15 protein-coding genes are annotated in these 17,018 nt (G+C 64.3%); 8 read left to right on the plus strand and 7 right to left on the minus strand.

Annotated elements, in window-relative coordinates:
• The first annotated feature begins 100 nt into the window (after window positions 1-100).
• Together CH249_RS06150 and CH249_RS06155 are read left to right on the plus strand one after the other, a co-directional pair.
• Window positions 101-928, plus strand: coding sequence for an SDR family oxidoreductase (locus CH249_RS06150; protein ID WP_094682396.1), 828 nt, complete (start codon window positions 101-103; stop codon window positions 926-928).
• 255 nt (window positions 929-1,183) lie between these two features.
• Window positions 1,184-1,699 (plus strand): hypothetical protein, encoded by a 516-nt coding sequence (locus CH249_RS06155; RefSeq protein ID WP_094682395.1) that lies wholly within the window; start codon window positions 1,184-1,186, stop codon window positions 1,697-1,699.
• Here CH249_RS06155 and CH249_RS06160 read toward each other — a convergent pair.
• On the minus strand, window positions 1,696-2,082 hold the full coding sequence (locus CH249_RS06160; RefSeq protein ID WP_094682394.1) for a hypothetical protein: 387 nt from the start codon (window positions 2,080-2,082) through the stop codon (window positions 1,696-1,698). The genes CH249_RS06155 and CH249_RS06160 overlap by 4 nt on opposite strands.
• 27 nt (window positions 2,083-2,109) lie before the next feature.
• Window positions 2,110-2,670 carry a DUF3558 domain-containing protein gene (locus CH249_RS06165; protein WP_256988137.1) on the minus strand — a complete coding sequence of 187 codons (561 nt, stop codon included), beginning with the start codon at window positions 2,668-2,670 and terminating at the stop codon, window positions 2,110-2,112.
• Window positions 2,671-3,133: 463 nt separating this feature from the next.
• Between CH249_RS06165 and CH249_RS06170 the strand changes: the two genes are divergently transcribed.
• Window positions 3,134-4,390 carry a reverse transcriptase family protein gene (locus CH249_RS06170; RefSeq protein ID WP_094698898.1) on the plus strand — a complete coding sequence of 419 codons (1,257 nt, stop codon included), beginning with the start codon at window positions 3,134-3,136 and terminating at the stop codon, window positions 4,388-4,390.
• Between the two features lie 81 nt (window positions 4,391-4,471).
• On the opposite strand, the gene CH249_RS06175 is transcribed toward CH249_RS06170, so the two are convergent.
• Genes CH249_RS06175 through CH249_RS06190 form a run of 4 tightly spaced genes read right to left on the minus strand, consistent with a single transcriptional unit; the run spans window position 4,472 to window position 9,783 of the window.
• A complete protein-coding gene (locus tag CH249_RS06175) occupies window positions 4,472-6,604 on the minus strand; it encodes an alpha-galactosidase (protein ID WP_256988139.1) in 2,133 nt (710 codons plus the stop codon).
• Window positions 6,601-7,530, minus strand: a complete 930-nt coding sequence (locus CH249_RS06180) for a carbohydrate ABC transporter permease (protein ID WP_082073862.1) — start codon at window positions 7,528-7,530, stop codon at window positions 6,601-6,603. Before CH249_RS06180 ends, CH249_RS06175 begins: the two co-directional genes overlap by 4 nt.
• Window positions 7,530-8,429 carry a carbohydrate ABC transporter permease gene (locus CH249_RS06185; RefSeq protein ID WP_094682391.1) on the minus strand — a complete coding sequence of 300 codons (900 nt, stop codon included), beginning with the start codon at window positions 8,427-8,429 and terminating at the stop codon, window positions 7,530-7,532. Before CH249_RS06185 ends, CH249_RS06180 begins: the two co-directional genes overlap by 1 nt.
• A gap of 58 nt (window positions 8,430-8,487) precedes the next feature.
• Window positions 8,488-9,783 carry an ABC transporter substrate-binding protein gene (locus CH249_RS06190; RefSeq protein ID WP_045197909.1) on the minus strand — a complete coding sequence of 432 codons (1,296 nt, stop codon included), beginning with the start codon at window positions 9,781-9,783 and terminating at the stop codon, window positions 8,488-8,490.
• A gap of 212 nt (window positions 9,784-9,995) precedes the next feature.
• Between CH249_RS06190 and CH249_RS06195 the strand changes: the two genes are divergently transcribed.
• The 5 genes from CH249_RS06195 to CH249_RS06215 are packed head-to-tail and all read left to right on the plus strand — an operon-like array spanning window position 9,996 to window position 16,255.
• Window positions 9,996-12,029, plus strand: a complete 2,034-nt coding sequence (locus tag CH249_RS06195) for a beta-galactosidase (protein ID WP_094682390.1) — start codon at window positions 9,996-9,998, stop codon at window positions 12,027-12,029.
• The gene (locus tag CH249_RS06200) at window positions 12,029-12,847 is read left to right on the plus strand and encodes a DeoR/GlpR family DNA-binding transcription regulator (protein ID WP_094682389.1); all 819 of its coding nucleotides are present in this window, start codon (window positions 12,029-12,031) and stop codon (window positions 12,845-12,847) included. The genes CH249_RS06195 and CH249_RS06200 overlap by 1 nt, the downstream gene beginning before the upstream one ends.
• Window positions 12,848-12,863: 16 nt before the next feature.
• A complete protein-coding gene (gene galT / locus CH249_RS06205) occupies window positions 12,864-13,979 on the plus strand; it encodes a galactose-1-phosphate uridylyltransferase (protein WP_094682517.1) in 1,116 nt (371 codons plus the stop codon).
• A complete protein-coding gene (gene galK, locus CH249_RS06210) occupies window positions 13,976-15,142 on the plus strand; it encodes a galactokinase (protein ID WP_094682388.1) in 1,167 nt (388 codons plus the stop codon). The genes galT and galK overlap by 4 nt, the downstream gene beginning before the upstream one ends.
• A gap of 21 nt (window positions 15,143-15,163) precedes the next feature.
• On the plus strand, window positions 15,164-16,255 hold the full coding sequence (locus CH249_RS06215) for an ABC transporter ATP-binding protein (RefSeq protein ID WP_094628896.1): 1,092 nt from the start codon (window positions 15,164-15,166) through the stop codon (window positions 16,253-16,255).
• 7 nt (window positions 16,256-16,262) lie between these two features.
• Here the strand turns inward: CH249_RS06215 and CH249_RS06220 are convergent, their stop codons facing one another.
• On the minus strand, window positions 16,263-16,913 hold the full coding sequence (locus CH249_RS06220) for a cutinase family protein (RefSeq protein ID WP_094682387.1): 651 nt from the start codon (window positions 16,911-16,913) through the stop codon (window positions 16,263-16,265).
• Between the last annotated feature and the right edge of the window lie 105 nt (window positions 16,914-17,018).

A 17,018-nucleotide genomic window follows, 5' to 3' on the forward strand; every position in this document is an offset into this window, starting at 1 on the left:
GGGCCTCACCCCATTTGTCGCTTCGAGCGACCACTCGCCGAGAGGCGTTTGCAGCGGGCGTCGTCCCTACTTCTGTCCGTGTAGCGAAGGGACGAGATTCATGGCAGCGAAGACATGGTTCATCACCGGCACCTCCAAGGGCTTCGGTCGTGAGTGGGCCATCGCAGCTCTCGAGCGCGGAGACCGAGTGGCGGCAACCGCCCGCAACACCGACACATTGAAGGACCTGGTCGAGCAGTACGGCGACGCCATCCTGCCGATCGAACTGGACGTGAACGATCGCGCGGCCGACTTCGCGGCTGTGCAGCAGGCCCACGACAAGTTCGGCTCGCTCGACATCGTCGTCAACAACGCCGGCTACGGCCAGTTCGGCATGATCGAGGAACTCTCCGAGGAAGATGCCCGCGCGCAGATCGAGACCAACGTCTTCGGTGCGCTGTGGGTGACGCAGGCGGCCCTGCCGTTCATGCGTGAGCAGGGGAGTGGCCACATCCTGCAGGTGTCGTCCATCGGCGGAATCTCCGCGTTCCCGAACGTCGGTGCGTACCACGCCTCCAAATGGGCCCTCGAAGGATTCAGTCAGGCATTGGCGCAGGAGGTCGAGGACTTCGGCATCCATGTGACATTGATCGAGCCGGGCGGTTTCTCCACCGACTGGTCCGGCCCGTCCGCGAAGAAGTCGACCGACATCGCCGCGTACGACTCGATTCGAGACAAGGCTGCGAAGCTGCGCAGTGCCCGGCAGGCAACTCCCGGTGATCCGAGTGCAACACGGTCGGCACTGCTCAAGGTCGTCGACGCCGAAAAGCCGCCGCTGCGAGTCTTTTTCGGCGACGCGCCACTGCAGATCGCGACGAAGGACTACGAGTCGCGACTGGCCAACTGGCGCGAATGGCAGCCCGTGGCCGTGGAGGCGCACGGAGGCTGATTCTTCCCAGGGACCAGCAGAAGTCGACTCGAGCTGCAGCGACTTCGGCTTCGGACCGTGGCAGGTTGGCGTCGACGCCTCTTCGAGGTAGGGGTTGCGAAGCACGACCGTCTTGCGGGTAGCTGCCTGCAAACGCATCGCCTGCCAGAAGTGCTTGCGCGCGGATTCACGCCCCTCGTGGGGATTCACACCGCCTGTAGCGGGCGTGAATGACGATGAAGGGCGTGGATTGGGTAGTGGACTTATCGTGGCGTGATGAAAATCCGATTCGACGTGGGTTCGTATGCGGTCCGGGAGGTCGAGGGCAGCGATGGTCCTGAGGACCTCCTGGCGGTGTTCAACAGCAATCCCGAGTTCCTCGACGCGAGTACGTTGCACACCGGTGTCACCGCATTCACCACGGAGGATGTCGAGAAGTTCCTGTGGCACAACACGGTTATGGAGAACTCCCAGTGCCTGGTGATTCGTGTAGCAGAACGAATCGTGGGAGTGGTGACGTTGCTTGTTCCGCATACGCGCGAGGGACAGCCATGGGTGGGGAGTCTGATCGTCGACGCGGACGAGGGCCACGATCGTGTGGCGAATCCGGTGCTGGCGGAGCTCGAGCGCAGGCTTGCGGCGCAGGGGTGGACCCATGTGTTCGTGGGTCCGATGGTCAGCATGGTCGAGAGCATCGGATGGTGGCGTTCACTCGGCTATCTGCCGGTCGAACGGCGACTGGACAACGACAAACGCGAGGTCGAAGTCCACCGAAAAGTGTTGCGCTGCTAGCTTCCCGGAGCGAGTGCGGTGATGTTCGCAGACGTCTGGGTATCGGTAGCCTCGGTCTCGTCGAAGTAGCGCCGAAAGAGCATCCGCATTGATTCGATGACCTCGATGTGCTGCTGAAGAATCACGTCGAGAGACCGATCGGTGCCGGTGGCGAGACGCAGGAATTTGCCCTGCAAATCTTGGGCAGACTTGAGGTCGCCCCAGGACTTGACTTCGGTCAACTGGGTTGCTTGAGCTTGCATCTTGGCGAGGTGTATGAGGTAGGCAGCGCATGCCGCGTCGCATTTCGCGGCGACGTCGGGGGGAATGGTGATGGTGCCGGCGTCGGCTTGGGCGTTGAGGTCTTCCCAGTGTGCGATGAGGTTTGGCCTGTCTTCGGTCACGATTTCTGCGTCTCTCAGTCGATGGATTTAGCTGGGAAGATCCGAGTCGAGCCCTGCGACCAGGGAGTTCAGCTCCGTGCACGGGGCGTACAGCGGGTTCTTGACCAACGCGCTGGTGATGATTGTGGCTCTGATCAGTTCAGGCCCGGCTGCGAAGGCGACACCGCAGTTTCGGGACGCATCAGCAGACAATTGTTGGTACTGGGTGGCGTCACGCGTGCCTACTCGAACAGGTTGGAGGCGGTCGAAGTAGCTCGGATCGTCGATGTAATCGATGCTTTCCAGTCCGACAAATATCGAGAAGATGTACTCGCTGCTCGGAGGTTGCGTCTCCCAGCTGCAGATCTTGAATCCATTCTGATCCCGCCCGAAGACTCCCGATTCCTTGGTGTCCACGTTCAATCCCGCTCGTTCGATGGCCTCGCTGGGGATGGTGCATGGGTCCCAGGGCGTCGGCGCGGGGTTGGTCGTACTGGCCGCCCCACTTGATGTCGCGTCGGCGAGGGCGTCATCATCGGTGGTGTTCGAGCAGCCCGCGGCGATCACCAGCACCGCCATCGCCGGCATCCATCGTCGTGCCCTACGCATTGCCTCCCCCATTTCTCGCGGACGTCTACGTCCTTGGACGCAGCCCGGCTCTTGTCGGTTCCAGTACCTTCGCTGCGAACCTCGGCGTTCGGAATCGCAGTTGATCGGCGGGTAGTCGCGCGCGGTGGACGCTGGTGAACCAGCAGATTCGGCCGCAGATCTCCGACCTCATAGGCGAAGTCGAGTCTCTTCTTCCGTGACGGTCCTGCGGGCACCGCACTGACAGATCTGCGTCCCTTTGGCATGGTGGAGGGATGCAGCGGCGCGTGGGCGAGAGTTGGTCCGCGGGACCGGTCTCAGGGGTAACCCCTGGGTACATCACGAGAATCGAGCACTGCGTCCGAAGCTGGTCTGCACGCTCCGCGTGCTTGGCAGCTCCGAGGACGAAAGATTTCGGTCGCCCCGCGCCGTTGCATGTCACGGCGTTGAATTCCACGGCACTGCATCCGATCGACGACCGCCTGTGACCGAACGCGAATTGACCCCACAGGCGGCCGCGACGCTGGCGCGCCTGGCTGCGGACGCCGAGTGGACGCGATCAGGACTCGCGGAGGCGTTCGAGCCACTCGTCCCGGCCAAAGCGACGTGGTTGGCGGATCGGGTCATCAATCTGTATCCGAGTCCGCCGTTCGACGAGGCATCGATTTTCGTTCTGCTGCGCGACCTTCCGTTCATTCCGGAGCCGTCGGTGTCGTCACAGAGACCGACGCGCAACAGTGACAAGCCCTGGCGATTCGAGGTACCGCGGTACGAGACCACCGGTCAGCTCGCGCGGTCGCTGGACCTGACGATCTCCGAAATCGAATGGTTCGCCGATCTGCAGGGGAGGCTTCGCACTGCACCGTTCCCGTTGCAGCACTATCGATCTGCACGGCTCGACAAGCGTCAAGGCATCCGACTGCTCGAGGTGCCGAAGCCACGTCTACGGGAAATTCAACGAAAAATACTGCGCCGCATCATCGATCGGATCCCGGCTCATCCGGCGGCGCACGGCTTCGCGAAGGCGCGCAGTCCGCGTACATTCGCGATGCCGCATTCCGAACGCGACGTGGTGATCTCGGTGGATCTTCGGCGCTTCTTTCCGTCCATCGGATTCGATCGAGTGGTCGCGATCTTCGAGGCCGTGGGATATCCGCGGACAGTCGCGGCGAATCTCGCCGCGCTCTGTACCACGGTGACCCCGGCACGTGAGTTGGTCGGCGTGGACCGTCCCACGGCGGCGCGGCTTCGCGCCACCCACCTGCCTCAGGGAGCGCCTACGTCACCTGCGTTGGCGAATCTGGCTGCGCGACAACTCGATATCCGAGCCACAGGGCTTGCCCGGTCCGTCGGTGCCCGCTACAGCCGATACGCCGACGATCTGGCGTTCTCCGGTGGGCCAGACCTCGACGTGGACAGACTGCTGTGGTTGATTACTCAGATCGCCCACGACGAAGGCTTCACGATTCATCCGGACAAGACCAGGGTCAGGCGCGCTCATCAGCGACAACAGCTCACCGGCCTCGTCGTCAACTCGTGGCCGGCGGTGCCCCGAGAGGAGTACGACACTCTCCGGGCACTGCTGCACAACTGCATCGCTAGCGGCCCAGCCGAGCAGAATCGGCATCACCACAACGACTTTCGGGCGCATGTCTACGGGCGAATTGCCCGAATCGGCGAGACGAACGAAACGCGTCGAGCAAAGCTGCTGAGCATGGCGTCCCGGGTGAATTGGGACTGAAGCGGCGAATCGGCTCCTCGGATTCGGATTCCATCCTCTGATCGCAGTCGGAAATCCAGAACTGAGGAGCCGATTCACAGTTCAGACGGCTTGCACCCTGAGCAATACCCCGGTCTGCGGGAACAGCACCGGTAGTGCCACACCTGCCCGAGCCAGCATCGAACCCGACAGCTCGACCACTCCGCCGTCGGCGATCCACGGTGGTAGCTCGATCCCGTTGCCGGAATCACTCAGTGCATGAACGAATTCGACGCGATACCGCACGGCTGGATCGAGGCCCGGAAGCCGAACCCGATCGGTGCGGTCCTCGGGCGAGGTGTCCATTCGCACCACTGCGTACGCGGCCTCCGAGCAGTCCGCAGCCACGACGCCGTGCACCCAGACACTCGGGTCGGGATGGTCGGCGCGTACCACGTTGCCGGTGTGAAGCAGTCCGCGCAATTCCTTGTACAGCGCAGTCCACGACCGCAGGTACTCGTGATCTTCCGCCGCCAGCTCGGTGACGTCCATCTCCAATCCGGCGTGACCGAACAGTGATGTCAAGCAACGGAACTGAAGAGTCGACCACCGACCGGACGTGTGCGCGATCTGCGGACCGACGTGCGAGCCGATCAGCTCCGGAGGCAGCAACTGCGTCGTCCACCGCTGCAACCTTTGACGTTCGAGTGGATCGTTGGTGTCCGACGCCCATACGCGGTCGGTGTGTTCGAGGACCTCGAGGTCGATGCGGGCACCGCCGGATGCACAGGACTCGAATTCGACGTGGGGATGCCGCGAACGCAACGCGTCCAACAGCCGATAGAACGCCGAGGTCTGGGCATGCACCGCAGGGCGTCCGTCGGAATCGACCGCCAGCATCAGGTCCCGGTTGTGGTCCCACTTCACGTAGTCGGGCCGCTCGTTCGTCAGCACGGTATCGATGGCAGTGAGGAGATACTCGAACACCTCCGGGCGGGTCAGATCGAGCACGTGCTGGTGACGCCATTCGAGGGGTAGTCGCCCGGGTGCCGCGAGCAGCCAATCCGGATGCGCCCGAGTGATGTCGGAATCCAGGTTGACCATCTCGGGCTCGAACCACAGTCCTGGACTCATACCGAGTTCACGAACGTGATCGAACAGCGGTGCCAGTCCGTCGGGCCAGACGCCCTCGTCCACCTGCCAGTCGCCGAGGCCGGCTCGATCGTCGCGGCGGTGTCGGAACCAGCCGTCGTCGAGCACGAATCGTTCGACGCCCACGTGCGCGGCGACGTCGGCGATCCCGCGGAGTCGGGTGAGATCGTGATCGAAGTAGACCCCTTCCCACACGTTCAACACCACCGGTCGCGGCGAGGTGGGATGTGCGGGTCGGGATCGCATCCATCGGTGCAGCGACTGCGCCGAACCATCCAGCCCTGCATCGGAATACACGAAGTGCACCCACGGTGTCGTGTAGGTGTCGCCGTCCTGCAGTACCACCTCGCCGGGGCCGAGCAGCTCACCGCCGCCCAGCACCCCCGAGGCCTGACCGGCCCGCTCGGGAAGCCGCTCGGCCAGATGCAGGTGATCGCCGCTCCAGGCGACATGTGCACCCCATACCTCGCCAGTGCGAAAGCCGAAGCCTTCACTACCGGCGGTGAGAACCAGGGTGGCGTCGTGCCCGGTTCTACCGCGTCGTGAGGCGCGCACGGTAGAGCCGTGATCGAACCGTCGCCGCTGGGGGGTACGTTCGCGGCAGTGCCGTCCCGTCAGGTCGAGTAGTTCGGTTGCACTGTCCGGCAACGGCATCAGCGTCACGACACCGTCGACGGTCAAGGGTCCACCGGAAACGTTGCGAACACTCTGCTGCACTCGCAGTGAGCCACCGATCTCCAACGACAACTCGATCGACCACGCGATTCCCAACTCGGAGTCGGACGCCTCGACCTCACAACGGAAGTCGTCGGCGCGAACAGCGACGTCGCCCCACCGTGGGTACTGCACCGACCCATTGCGGTGCAATGCCAGAGCCGGTGTGCCCTGCCAGGCGTCGTCGCTGCCGGGTGCGAGGGTGAGCCACCGGGGCACATCCACGCTCGAATGCGGGACAGCGGGGATCGCGGCCCTGCGCAGCTCGGTCAGGTCGTTCTCGGACAGCTCGCCCAGATCGGTACCCCAATGCAGCACGGCCGGAACGGCGGTGGACGACGGGCCGAGAATCACCATGACACCGTCACGGCGAAGGACGGAAAAACTCACTTGTTGGCACCCATCGTCAGACCGGATACGAAATGGCGTTGCAGCGCAACGAATACGAGCACTGTCGGTAGAGCCACCAGCACCGAGCCCGCGGCGAGCAGATTGGTGTCGGTGAAGAAGCTACCCTGTAGATTCTGCAGCGCCGTCGTCACCGGGAGCTTGTCGCCACTGACCATCAGGGCCAGAGCCCAGAAGAAGTCGTTGTAGATCCATGTCACCATCAGTGTCGCGAGTGCAGCCAGCGCGGGACGGCACAGCGGCATGACCACCTGCCAGTACTGGCGGAACAGACTCGCTCCGTCGACGGTGGCGGCCTCGAGCAGCTCGTGCGGAACTGTTTTCATGTAATTGCTCAGCACGAACACGCAGAATCCGGTCTGGAACGCGACGTGCACGATGATCAGACCCCAGTAGCTGTCGTACAGCGAACCCGACGAACTCATCCAGTACGGAACGGGAATTGCGTTGTACAGACGGAACAGTGGCGTGAGCAATGTCTGCTGGGGCAGCAGGTTGCCTGCGATGAACACCGCGAGCATGAAGATGTTGAACTTCCAGCTGAAGCGGGCCAGGATGAATGCCGCCATCGAGCCGAAGAACAGGATGAGCAGTACCGACGGCACGGTGATGATCAGCGAGTTGAAGAAGTAGTGCGGAATTCCGCCGATCTGCCACGAGTCGATGTAGTTGCTGAACGTATAACCGCCGACGGACAGGTATCCGTTGAGCAACACGTAGTCGTAGTCGCGGAACGAGTTGTACACCGCCCACACGAGCGGGAACATCCAGACGAGCGCCATGACGGTCAGCAGCACGTAGATGGCGATCTGGGCGGTGCCGGCGCGCCGACGGTTGGCGACGGCGGCGCGGTTGCGGGTCAACGGATCGCGCTCGGGCGGTGCTGTGCGGGTGAGTGAAGTGGTCATCAGTCTTTGCTCCGAAGAACGATGGCGAGGTACAGGGCGATGAAGACGAGAGAGATGAGAAGCATGACGGTCGCCAGGGCCGAGCCGAAGCCGATGCGGCCTGCTTCACCGACGACGTTGGCGGTGACCAACGCCGATATCAGTTCCAAACCGTTTCTGCCCCTGTTGATCACCCAGACCAGGTCGAAGGCGCGCAGTGCCTCGATGACGGTGATGACGACGATGAGCAGATTGGTGTTCTTCATCAGCGGGAAGATGACGCTGAAGAACGTGCGGATCGGCCCGGCACCGTCCATCACCGCGGCCTCGCGGACGGATGGATCGATGGCCTTGAGGCCGGCCAAGTACAACAACATGATGTAGCCGGTGTGACGCCACCCGGCGGCGACCATCACGGCCCAGATGTTGATGTCCGGGTCGCCGAGCCAGTCGACGTCGGTGCCCAGCAGGCTGTTGAGGACGCCGCCCTCGGTGGAGTAGATGAGCTGCCAGATGAAGCCGATGAGAGCCATCGACAGCACCACGGGAATGTAGAAGATGCTCTGGTAGAGCCGAGATCCTTTGAGGTTCTTGTCCAGAAGGATCGCCAGCAGGATGCCGATGACGGTGGGGACGAGGAACAGGAACACCAGCCAGAGCACGTTGTTGTGCAGGGCCTGTTGGAACGGTGGGTAGGCCTCGACGGCATCGACGTAGTTCCGAGTGCCGATCCATTCGATGCTCGATGTGCCGCCGATGCCGTCCCAGCGGGCGAAGGACAGGATCACCGTGAAGACCGTCGGAATCCAGACGAGACCGATGACGATCAGCGCGGGGACTCCGAGCATGAGCGCGATGGTCCACTTCTCGCGAACACTGCGCCGAATCTTCGGCGACTTCACCCGTTCGGGTGCGGTCATGGCATTACCTGATCTCGATGTCGAGTGGATGTTGGGGGTCGAATCACACTGCGCACGTTCATGTTCCGAACACCGCCGACTTCTGCCGTTCGATACTGCGTACCAGGCCGTCGACATCGTTGGGGTTGCCGATGAACTGTTGTAGGGCCGGGATCATGACGATCGAGGCGAAATCGGGTCGGGTATCGCGGTCGAAGAACTGGGTGATCTCCTCGGCGTTCTGCACCAGATCGGCCGATTTGCGGACCAGTGCAGGGAAACTCGACAGGTCGGCATCCCGGTGAGCAGGTATCGCCTGCGGATCCTGCTTCGCGTATGCGACGGCAGGGTCGGGGCCGGTCATGTAGGTGAGGAAGTCCTCGGCTCCGGGCCGGTTGCGCGGGTCGGTGCGCATCATGAACCCGTCCATCGGTGCCTCGACCGTGGATGTTCCTACGGCTGAATCGAGTTCGGGGAAGGTGAAGAAGTCCAGATCGTCGCGCTCGGCACCGGCGGGGAAGCTCTGCGCCACGAACATGCCGGCGACGAGCGACCCGACGCTCTTGTTCAGCAGCGCCATCTGCGCATCGGCGATCTTGCGGCCCAGCGGCTGCGGCTGGTGGAAGGGCAGCAGTTCACGCCAGGTGTCGAACACGGAACGCACGCGATTGTCGGTCCAGCTCACGTCTCCGGCGAGCAGGGTTCGGTGGAACTCGACGCCGTTGAGCCGCAGATTCAGATAGTCGAACGTTCCGAACGGTGGCCACCCGTCGCGGGCCCCGAAGCCGATCGGGGTGAGGCCGTCGGCCTGCATCTGCTTGCTCAGCGCCACCCACTGGTCGTAGGTCGCCGGGGGCTCGTACCCGCGCTCGGCCCACAGGCTCGGCCGGTAGAACACCGCCCACGGGTAGTAGAAGAACGGGATCAGGTACTGCTTGCCGTCCATACCGGTCGAGTTCTCGCGGAAGCTGTCGTTGAAGCCACCGCCGTGGTTCGCCCAGATCGGCGACAGATCCTCCACCAACCCCTTCTCGGCGAAGTACTTCACCCGATAGCCGCCCATCCAGGTGACGACGTCGTCGGGCGTGCCCTGGAGGTAGTTGTTGACGTTCTCCTGGAACGACGTCGAGTCGACGGTGTTGACGGCGAGCTGTCGCCCGGTCTGCTGTCGATACATCGCGACGAAGTCCTCGACACCCAGCTTGGAGTTGGGGTCGGACAATCGTGACCCGAGCGTGGTGACGTTCGGGTCGACGCTGTTCGAGCACGACGACAGCGCGCCACCGGCGGTGATCGCACCCGCGGCGACGAGCGCGGACCGCAGGAAATCGCGTCGTGACGGCTGCCACGTGCGCGGCCACTCGTGTGGGTTCATGGAAGTCCTTCGACGAGAAGTATCGATAACGATCAGAAGTGAACATATTCGCGGTAGGTTCCGCGTCGTTTCTCTGACCATCCGGGGTGATGCAGGTTACAGAAACACGACGCGAGGGCGTCTGTCAAGCTCTTCGAGGCCCGCTCACCAGCATCAGTAAGAAAATGTTCATTCATGTTGACATCTGAGAACTGCTCGTTCATATTGTGAGCATGGACACAGCGCGACGCAGCACCTGGCCGACCCAGGGAATCTCCTTCGGCGGCGACTACAACCCCGAGCAGTGGCCCGAGGACGTCTGGCGACGCGACGTCGAGCTGATGCACGAGGCCGGCGTCGACTTCGTGACCGTCGGTGTCTTCTCCTGGGCGCGCCTGCAGCCGACCGCGTCGACGTGGGACTTCGAGTGGCTCGACCGAGTCATGGATCTGATGCACGAGGGCGACATCCGCGTCGACCTCGCAACGGCGACGGCCTCGCCCCCGCCGTGGTTGGCCACCGCCTACCCGCAGATGCGCCCGGTGGACGAGCGCGGCTACCGCTACGCCATCGGAAGCCGTCAGACGTGGAGCCCCAGTTCCGCTGTGTACCGCGAACATTCGCTCGTGCTGGTCGAGAAGATGGCGCATCGCTACGGTGAGCACCCGGCACTGGCGATGTGGCACGTCTCCAACGAGCTCGGCTGCCACAACGCACTGTGCTACTCCGACGACAGTGCCCATGCATTCCGAGAATGGCTCAGCGCCAGGTACATCGACCTCGAGACCCTCAACACCGCCTGGGGAACCGACTTCTGGAGCCAGCGCTACAGCGACTGGGACGAGATCGTTCCCCCGTCGGTGAGCACCACTTTCGGCAACCCGACGCACCAGCTCGACTGGCACCGCTTCTGCTCCGACGCTCTCCTCGAGCAGTACCGCGCCGAGAAGGCCCTGCTGAACCGCATCACCCCGAACGTCCCGGTCACCACGAACTTCATGGTCGGCATGGGCCAGGGCCCCGCGCTCGCAGGCAACATGGACTACGCGTCCTGGGCTCCGGAGCAGGACATCGTCTCGACCGACCACTACCTCGTCGGCCCCGAAACCGGTGACGCGGCAGCGCATCACAAGCTGTCGTTCTCCGCCGACCTGACCCGCGGCGTCGCCGGCCGTCGACCCTGGTTGTTGATGGAGCATTCCACCAGCGCGGTCAACTGGCAGCACATCAACCGGGCCAAGATGCCCGGTGAGATGATGCGAAACTCCCTGGCGCACATGGCCCGAGGCGCAGACGGCATCGCGTACTTCCAGTTCCGTGCCTCCAAGGCCGGGGCCGAGAAGTTCCATTCCGCACTGGTGCCGCATGCCGGTGAGGACTCCGCCCGCTGGCGCGAGGTCGTCGAGCTCGGCGCTGCGCTGCGTCGTATGGCCCCGGTGGCAGGAAGCACCGTCGATGCCCGGGTCGCCGTGCTCTTCGACTGGGCATCGCAGTGGGCGTGCGAGCAGGAGGGCCATCCGTCGATGGCGATGCAGCCCATGGAGATTGCCCGACGCGCACATCGCGGCTTCACCTCCGCAGGCGTGACCTGCGACGTCGTTCCGTCGTCCACGGATCTCGGCGGCTACGACATCGTCGTCGTGCCGGCTCTGTACCTGTGCAGCGACGAGACCGCGGCGCGGATAGCCGACGCGGCCGATGCCGGCGCGCAGGTACTGGTCACCGCATTCTCGGGAATCGCCGACGAGGACGACCACGTGCGACTCGGCGGCTACCCGGGCGCATTCCGTGAGCTGCTCGGCGTCCGAGTCGAGGAGTTCTTCCCGCTCGCCGACGGCGAGACGCTGAATCTCGACGACGAGACCGTCGGTGAGATCTGGAGCGAATACCTCACCACGACCGAGGACGTCGATGTGCTGGCGCGCCATACCCGGGGGCATCTGCGCGGCGTTCCCGCGCTGACCAAACGCACTGTCGGCACCGGTGCCGCCTGGTACGCCGCCACCGTGCCCGACGTGGCAGGTTGGGCCACGCTCGCCGACAAGCTCTGCGCCGCAGCCGGAATCGACACCCGACGCGATCTCGGATCGGATGTGGAGATCGTCCGACGGTCGGCAGGGGAGCAATCCTGGCTCTTCGTGCTCAACCACGGAACCGACAAGGTCAGCGTGCCCGCCTCGGGTACCGATCTGGTCGGCGGCGCACAGATCAACGGCGAACTCATCCTGGCCGCAGGCGGCAGTGCCGTGATCGCCGAGAACCGCTGATGCTCGCCCACCAGCGCCAGCAGAAGATCCTGGACCAGGTGACGGCGGAGGGTGCGGTCAAGGTCGCGGATCTCGGTGCCACACTGTCGGTGTCGGACATGACCATTCGACGCGACGTCAACGAGCTCGTCGCCCGCGGTCTGGTCGAGCGGGTGCACGGCGGCGTGACGCTGCCGCGATCGGCGAGCGTCTTCGAGCCGGGGTTCTCGGCCAAGTCCGAACTCGATCGCGATGCCAAGGCGGCCATCGCCCGTGCCGCTGCACGATTCGTGCGGCCCGGGACCTCCATCGGCATCTCCGGTGGCACCACGACGCATGCACTCGCACAGGAACTCCTCGACGTTCCGGACATCACCGTCGTCACCAATTCGCTGCCTGTCGCCGAGGTCTTCCACACCGGTGGGCGGTCGGATCAGACGGTGTTGCTCACCGGCGGACAGCGCACGCCGTCCTACGCGCTCGTCGGACCGCTCACGGTCAGTGCCCTGCAGAGTATTCACCTGGACATGCTGTTTCTCGGAACACACGGAGTGGACATCGAATCCGGGCTCACCTGCCCCAATCTCATGGAAGCACAGACCAACCAGGCGCTGGTCGCGTCGTCTCGTCGCGTCATCGTGCTCGCCGACCACACCAAGTGGGGTGTTCGCGCACTGGCCAACACCATCCCGCTCTCGCGCGTGGACGTGTTCGTCACCGATGCCGGACTCGACCCCGGCGTTCACGAGGCGTTGTCCGAGACGGTCGACGACGTGGTGATCGCCGGAGAGCACACCCCCGACACGAACGAGGAACGAGCACTCGATGACCGCGCATGACGCCACGACGCACTCGATGCGCAAGACGTCGACCACTCTGGCCGACGGCCGTGAGCTGATCTACTACGACGACACCGAGCCCTACCTCTCCGGTGGAGCCACCCGCGATCTGGTCGATACCCGAGCCCTCGCACCGTCGATGTCCCAGTCGCAGATGCGATTCGACGTCCTCACCGGGGAATGGATCGTCATCGCGGCGCAACGAATGGACCGCACGTTCCTGCCGCCGGCCGACGCGTCGCCGTTGGCACCGAGCCGACCGGACCGTCCGGCCACGGAGATTCCGGCGGCCGACTACGACGTGGTGGTGTTCGAGAACCGCTTCCCCTCCCTGTCCGAAACGGCAGCGCAGCAATCACTTCCGAGCGAGGTGGACGGCGAAGCGCTGTGGCCGATGGCCCCCGGCACCGGGCGGTGTGAGGTGATCTGCTTCGCGAGTGACCCCGATACATCCTTCGTCGCGCTGGAGCTCTCTCGCGTCCGCACCATCATCGACGTCTGGGCCGATCGCACCACCGCATTGTCCGCGATCCCCGGTGTCCAGCAGGTGTTCTGCTTCGAGAACCGGGGTAAGGAGATCGGCGTCACCCTGACCCACCCGCACGGTCAGATCTACGCGTACCCGTACCTGCCGCCGCGCACCGATGCGCTGATTCGTCAGTCTCGCAAGCACTTCGAGAGCACGGGCCGGGTTCTGCTGGCCGATGTGCTGGCCGCCGAGCTGCGTTCGGGGCGACGCATCGTCGTCGATGCCGAGCATTGGGTTGCGTACGTGCCTGCAGCATCGCGGTGGCCGGTCGAGGTACATCTCGCTCCGCGTCGCGACGTTGCAGATCTCGCCGAGTTGAGCGGTGCGGAGCGGGACGAGCTGGCCGTGGTCTATCGGGATCTGTTGCGCGGAGTCGACGCATTCTTCGAGGGCGTCGACGAGGTGCCGTACATCGCGGCGTGGCACCAGGCCCCTGTCGGAGACGATCGCGAACTGGGACGCCTGCATCTGCAACTGTTCTCGATGATGCGCTCACCCGGTCGGATGAAGTTCCTCGCCGGATCGGAATCTGCGATGGGAGCCTGGATCAACGACACCACTCCCGAGCGGATCGCAGACCGGATGCGCGAGGTGCTCGCGTGAACTGGCTCGACGTGATTGCCGACGAGGATCTCGCCGACGGTGCCGCCGCGCTGTTCCGCAGTGCACTGGGCGGTGAACCCGACGGCGTCTGGATCGCTCCGGGTCGCGTCAACCTCATCGGCGAACACATCGATTACGCGGGGGGACTGGTGTTGCCCTTCGCGCTGCCGTATGCCACCGCGGTGGCCGTGCGTCGCCGCGAGGACACGACCGTGCGGGCCGTGTCGACGCACACCGAGCAGTCGTGGACCGGAGAGCTCGACGAGATCGGTCCGGGCACCCCGTCGGGTTGGGCGGCTTATGTGGCGGGAGTGTCCTGGGCACTCGGTGAGCATGGAGTCGGCGGAGTCGACGTGGCCGTGCATTCCTCGGTGCCGGTGGGTTCGGGGCTGTCGAGCTCGGCGGCGCTGGAATGCTCGTTCGCCCTCTCGCTCGACGATCTGTTCGATCTTCGGCTCGACCGAAAGGTGCTGATCGATGCCAGTATTCGCGCCGAGAACGAGATCGCCGGCGCGTCGACGGGCGGCATGGATCAGAACATCGCGATGTCGGCCGAGGTGGGACACGCGCTGCTGCTCGACTGCCTGGACGGTTCGACGCGTCAGATCCCCCTCGATCTGGCCACGTCGGGAACGCGCTTGCTGGTGATCGACACCAACGCCCCGCACCGTCTGGTCGACGGTCAGTACGGAGCCCGGCGCGCCGCCTTGGATACGGCGTACGCCGAGTTGGGGGTGACGACGTTACGAGGTCTGGATCTCGAGCGGGCGGTGTCGGGACTCGGCGACGAGACGTTGATCGCCCGAGTCAGCCACGTCATCAGTGAAATCGGGCGCGTGGAGCAGGCTGCCGAACTCCTCGACCGCGGTGCCGCAGGTGCCGAGCTCGGTGAGCTGATGACCGCGTCGCACAGGTCGTTGCGTGACGACTACGAGGTCAGTTCTCCCGAACTCGACAGCGCAGTCGACGCGGCCCTGCGGGCAGGCGCGTACGGCGCTCGGATGACGGGCGGCGGATTCGGCGGCTCGGCCATTGCGCTGGTGCCCTCGGAACTCGTCGAGACCGTGGCGAACGAGATCGCCTACAGTGCAACACGATCCGGACTGCCGGAACCCACCTTTCTCACTGCCGAGCCCGCCGGCTCCGCACATCGATTCTTCTAACCCATACAAAGGAGCACTCCCATGGCACAGGTCACGTACGAAGGAGCCACCAAGCTCTACCCGGGATCGGACGTCGCGGCAGTCGAATCGCTGGACCTCGCCATCGAGGACGGCGAATTCCTGGTGCTCGTCGGGCCTTCCGGTTGCGGTAAGTCCACTTCGCTGCGGATGCTCGCCGGTCTGGAGGACGTCGACTACGGTGCCATCAAGATCGGCGACCGGGATGTCACGTCACTCGCGCCCAAGGAACGCGACATCGCGATGGTGTTCCAGAATTACGCGCTGTACCCGCACATGACCGTCGCCAAGAACATGGGTTTCGCGCTGCAGATCGCCGGAATGGACAAGGCCGAGGTGGGCCGACGCGTCGAGGAGGCTGCGAAGATCCTCGATCTCACCGACTACCTGGGCCGTAAACCCAAGGCGCTCTCCGGTGGTCAGCGGCAGCGCGTCGCGATGGGCCGCGCGATCGTGCGCAACCCGCAGGTGTTCCTCATGGACGAGCCGCTGTCCAACCTCGATGCCAAACTCCGCGTGCAGACCCGCACTCAGATCTCGCTGCTGCAGCGCAGGCTCGGCACCACCACCGTGTACGTCACCCACGATCAGGTCGAAGCCATGACCATGGGTGATCGCGTCGCCATCATGAAAGCCGGTGTGCTGCAACAGTGCGCCAGCCCCAAGGAGCTCTACGAGCACCCGGTCAACGCATTCGTCGCAGGATTCATCGGATCGCCCGCGATGAATCTGTTCGAGGTGGACGTCGTCGCCGGTGCCGCGAAGCTCGGATCGCTGTCGGTGCCCATCGAGCGCACGATCTCCGATCGAATCGACGGCAGCCGCGTCACGATGGGCGTCCGACCGGAAGCGTGGACGCTTTCCGACTCCGGTACCGACATCGTCGTCGACGTCGTCGAGGAACTCGGCGCGGACGCCTACATCTACGGCCGGACCGTCGAGGACGCGTCGAACCTCGGTACCGTCGGGGCGCAGATCATCGCGCGAATCCCCGACATCGCTACCCCGTCGCAGGGCGATGTCCTCCGCATCGCCCCTCGCGCCGAGGCGGCCCACTACTTCTCGACCACGACGGGATTGAACCTGCGCCGCTGAGATCGGGTCAGCTACGAACTCGAGCCGCTGCGAATTGGGCACCGGCGGTGGTGGATCCGTCGATTGCGTACCGAAGGTGCGCGAGAACATCGAAGCTGCCGATCTGGCACACCGGGTCGCCGGCCGTGCAGAAACTCTGCGTGCGCGGGCCGTACGTGGCGCTGGCGGTCTCGATCTTGCTGCCGCGGAGCCCGAGCGGGTTGCCGAACACCACCACCGCGTCGATGCGGTCGGCGATCTCCGCCGGGATGACGGCTCCGGTGTTGCTGCTGCTGGTCCGCAGACTCACGGCGTTGGTCACCACGGTGGCCCCTTGTGAGTATCCCCCGATCACGAACGTCGTTGACGGGCACGACGCTGCGACGGACGTGAGGTGTTCGACGAGGTCCCGAGATCCCGGTCCGGCGCTGGCCTGTGTGACGTCGGCCGCGTAGTTCACCGCGTACGTACTGATCGAGCGGTCCGACAACTCCGACTTCAGCCGATCGACGAACGGCCCGCCGGTGATACCGAGGCCGGGGAACTCCGCGGTTCCACGGGCGAAGGCCACGTCGACATCCGAGCACGGGGCAGCGTTCGCCACACCGGTGGGTTGGGCCACGAAGAATGTGGAAGCAGCAAGTACTGCAACCGAATACGATGCCAGACGCTTGTTCATGAAGTCTCTCCTCGGTCGGTGAGTGCGCAGGTCGAACCCTAGCCGTGTCGTACCGCCGGGTTGGAAGTTTCCGGCGAAGTCTCAGCTACCGCTGTGGTCCTCCAA

This window comes from Rhodococcus sp. 05-2255-3B1, assembly GCF_002258545.1.
In the GTDB taxonomy this organism is placed as follows: Bacteria; Actinomycetota; Actinomycetes; order Mycobacteriales; family Mycobacteriaceae; genus Rhodococcoides.

Excerpts from the sequence above, each read along its gene's own strand:
- CH249_RS06150 (WP_094682396.1), top strand. The coding sequence starts at position 101 with ATGGCAGCGAAGACATGGTTCATCACCGGCACCTCCAAGGGCTTCGGT.
- CH249_RS06155 (WP_094682395.1), top strand. The coding sequence starts at position 1,184 with ATGAAAATCCGATTCGACGTGGGTTCGTATGCGGTCCGGGAGGTCGAG.
- CH249_RS06165 (WP_256988137.1), bottom strand. The coding sequence starts at position 2,670 with ATGCGTAGGGCACGACGATGGATGCCGGCGATGGCGGTGCTGGTGATC.
- CH249_RS06220 (WP_094682387.1), bottom strand. The coding sequence starts at position 16,913 with ATGAACAAGCGTCTGGCATCGTATTCGGTTGCAGTACTTGCTGCTTCC.
- galT (WP_094682517.1), top strand. The coding sequence starts at position 12,864 with ATGCGCAAGACGTCGACCACTCTGGCCGACGGCCGTGAGCTGATCTAC.
- CH249_RS06180 (WP_082073862.1), bottom strand. The coding sequence starts at position 7,530 with ATGACCACTTCACTCACCCGCACAGCACCGCCCGAGCGCGATCCGTTG.
- CH249_RS06190 (WP_045197909.1), bottom strand. The coding sequence starts at position 9,783 with ATGAACCCACACGAGTGGCCGCGCACGTGGCAGCCGTCACGACGCGAT.
- CH249_RS06200 (WP_094682389.1), top strand. The coding sequence starts at position 12,029 with ATGCTCGCCCACCAGCGCCAGCAGAAGATCCTGGACCAGGTGACGGCG.
- CH249_RS06185 (WP_094682391.1), bottom strand. The coding sequence starts at position 8,429 with ATGACCGCACCCGAACGGGTGAAGTCGCCGAAGATTCGGCGCAGTGTT.
- CH249_RS06215 (WP_094628896.1), top strand. The coding sequence starts at position 15,164 with ATGGCACAGGTCACGTACGAAGGAGCCACCAAGCTCTACCCGGGATCG.
- CH249_RS06195 (WP_094682390.1), top strand. The coding sequence starts at position 9,996 with ATGGACACAGCGCGACGCAGCACCTGGCCGACCCAGGGAATCTCCTTC.